The sequence below is a fragment of the Acidisoma silvae genome (assembly GCF_020618775.1).
GTDB classification, from domain to species: Bacteria; Pseudomonadota; Alphaproteobacteria; order Acetobacterales; family Acetobacteraceae; genus Acidisoma; species Acidisoma silvae.
In genome coordinates this window covers 1-2468 of the sequence record NZ_JAESVB010000056.1, presented here as the reverse complement: position 1 = coordinate 2468, position 2468 = coordinate 1, and the positions used below count along the sequence as shown (strand labels likewise).

Annotated in this window: 4 protein-coding genes; 3 read left to right on the top strand and 1 reads right to left on the bottom strand. The window is 58.5% G+C overall.

Features of this window, described 5'->3' with window-relative positions; translation table 11 throughout:
• Positions 1-123 precede the first annotated feature (123 nt).
• Genes ASILVAE211_RS25695 through ASILVAE211_RS25685 form a run of 3 tightly spaced genes read left to right on the top strand, consistent with a single transcriptional unit; the run spans position 124 to position 1214 of the window.
• On the top strand, positions 124-384 hold the full coding sequence (locus ASILVAE211_RS25695) for a ribbon-helix-helix domain-containing protein (protein ID WP_227324199.1): 261 nt from the start codon (positions 124-126) through the stop codon (positions 382-384).
• A gap of 3 nt (positions 385-387) precedes the next feature.
• Positions 388-807 (top strand): putative toxin-antitoxin system toxin component, PIN family, encoded by a 420-nt coding sequence (locus ASILVAE211_RS25690; RefSeq protein WP_227324198.1) that lies wholly within the window; start codon positions 388-390, stop codon positions 805-807.
• Positions 804-1214: a site-specific integrase gene (locus tag ASILVAE211_RS25685; RefSeq protein WP_227324197.1), complete on the top strand. Its 411-nt coding sequence runs from the start codon at positions 804-806 to the stop codon at positions 1212-1214. Before ASILVAE211_RS25690 ends, ASILVAE211_RS25685 begins: the two co-directional genes overlap by 4 nt.
• A 172-nt stretch (positions 1215-1386) precedes the next feature.
• Here ASILVAE211_RS25685 and ASILVAE211_RS25680 read toward each other — a convergent pair.
• The coding region (locus ASILVAE211_RS25680; protein ID WP_227324196.1) for an IS30 family transposase at positions 1387-2468 on the bottom strand (1082 nt) is incomplete at its 5' end.

Sequence of the window (2468 nt, the reverse complement as noted above, 5' to 3'; positions counted from 1 at the left end):
CCTACCGTCCATATCCCGCATGATAACGTCCTTTATCATGCGGGATATGCTGCTGAAGGTGATGGCGGATAAGCGCCTATCATGCTATACGCTTAGGCGTATAAGTGCTGATGAGGAGGTCTTATGCCCAGTGACACGACCCGTTGGACCGTCTCGGTCTCCAAAGAGACCGATATCGCCGTCCGCAGCTTCCTGGCGCAACGCGGCATGAAGAAAGGCGACCTCTCGAAATTCATTGAGGACGCCGTGAAATGGCGCGTGCTCGACCAAACCATGGCCGAAGCGCAGAGCAAGTTTTCTGACCTCGCGCCTGAGGATTTGGAAAGCCTGCTGGAGGAAGCGGTCAGCAGCACCCGTCAGGCCCACGCTAATAAGGCTGGGTAAAGCGTGCGCCTCGTCGTCGATACGAATATTCTGATCAGCGCTTTGCTGGCAGGCACGTCGCTGCCGGCCCATCTGATCGTTCTGTGGCGTGAAGGTCGGTTCGATCTCCTGACCTCGGCTGACCAGCTTGATGAATTGATGCGGGTGACGCGCTATCCGAAAATCCGCGAGCGCCTATCCCCTGCTGTTGCCGGTCGCCTCATCAACGAAATTCGTGATCTCGCAGTGCTACTGACGGCACTACCGATCGTCACAGCGTCTCCTGATCCCTATGACAATTACCTTCTCGCGATGGCACGTGCCGGCGGTGCCGATTTCCTGATCACGGGCGACAAGCGCGATCTCCTGGCTCTCAAGATCTTTGAGGGCGCCAAGATCCTCACTGTCCGGGATTTTCTGATCATGCACCGGAGGCTGCCATGACGACGGCTCTCTCTCTGACGGCTGCAAATCAGAGCTTGGAACGGGTTGGCGCTGCGCATCTCGTGCCGGCGGCGATCGCCGCGGTCGGCGACCATGCTGCCTGGCGCTTCATTGACTTCTTCATAGCCAATGTCCGCAACCCCAACACCCGCCGCGCCTATCTCCGAGCTTGCGAGCAGTTCTTCGTCTGGTGCGACGAACGCGGCCGGCTCCTCGCAACTATCCGCCCCTATGACGTGGCAAGCTATATCGAAGCACGGCAGCAGACGCATTCGGCGCCAGACGTAAAGCAGCAGCTGGCAGCGATCCGTATGCTCTATGATTGGCTGGTGGCCGGCCAGGTGGTGCCCACCAATCCGGCTGCCGCCGTCCGTCGCCCCAAGCGTGTCGTGAAAGTTGGGCGCTAGGCGGACATTGCGGTAAATACTTTCAACGGCAGCAATGGCCACGGTGCGGATGAGCGAGATAGATCCCCGGAAAGGGAGCTCCTCGCAACGGTCATTTAATTCGTTTGCACTTTTGTCAAATATAATTGTGAGTTCCAGCCGAAGTGCGACAATGGCCTCGTATCTAGGGTGCTCAGGACGCATTTGTCACGAATGCCTCAAAGACTTCGGCCGGTGTCTTAAAATCGAGGCATTTGCGGGGTGTCGTGTTCATGCGGTGGGCAAGGGCCGCGAGATCTTCCGCTGTTCTCCTGGCCAGGTCGGTATCCAAGGGCAGGAACCGCCGGAGCCGCCCGTTGGTGTTCTCCACCGTGCCCTTCTGCCAGGGCGCTTGCGGCGCGCAGAAATAGCTTTTCATGCCCATCTGCTGACCGAGCGTCATGTAAGATGCGAACTCGCTCCCGCGATCGAATGTCACGGACTGCCGCAAGGCAGGCGGGAAGGGGGCAAGACCATGGGCAATACCATTCATGACACCCGCTGAGTGCCGGCTGGGATTGCTGGCCAGGACCAGATAGCGACTGGCGCGCTCGACCAGGGTGGTTAATTTGTGCTTGCCGAATTCAAGCCGAAAGCCGACCAAGTCGCATTCCCAGTGGCCGAAATTAAGACGCGCGGCGATCTCGGCAGGGCGGTGTTTGATCGTGTTTTCCTCAGGAATATTCAATTGCCTTGGCTTTCTCGCATAGCGGATCCGGCGACGACGACGATGGGTGGGCAGAAGGCGATACAAGGCATCGGCGCGCCCCGCAGGCCCGTAGACGTATTGATAAATCGTCTCGTGACAGACTCTACCCAAAGGGCTGTCTTCCTGGCGCAGTCGCCCCGCGATCTGCTCTGGTGACCAAGCATCACGCAAACGCGCGACGATGCTAGCTGTCAGCCTGTCGTCCCGTTGTAGTTTGCCCAGGCGATGCCGGCGCCCGGCAGCCACATCCTGAGCGACGGTCGGATAATAGCCACTGATTTTGGGCGTCTCGACGTCCGTGTGCCAGTTGCGCCGCAATTCTCGATAGATCGTCGATGGGTGGAAACCTAGTCGCGACGCGATAGCCGAGATCCCGAGCTTGGCTTCTCTGAGCCGAAATACGATCCGGCGGTCATCCAGCGTGAGGTGGCTATAAACGGTTCCCATCGGGGCAGGCCTCCCAAGTGCGAAGTGACTGATAAGCCACAAATTTCGCACTTCAGAATGGAATCCACCCGCTAACATAC

What these genes read in the sequence shown, in the direction of transcription:
- ASILVAE211_RS25685 (WP_227324197.1), top strand. Translation starts at nt 804, where the DNA reads ATGACGACGGCTCTCTCTCTGACGGCTGCAAATCAGAGCTTGGAACGG.
- ASILVAE211_RS25695 (WP_227324199.1), top strand. Translation starts at nt 124, where the DNA reads ATGCCCAGTGACACGACCCGTTGGACCGTCTCGGTCTCCAAAGAGACC.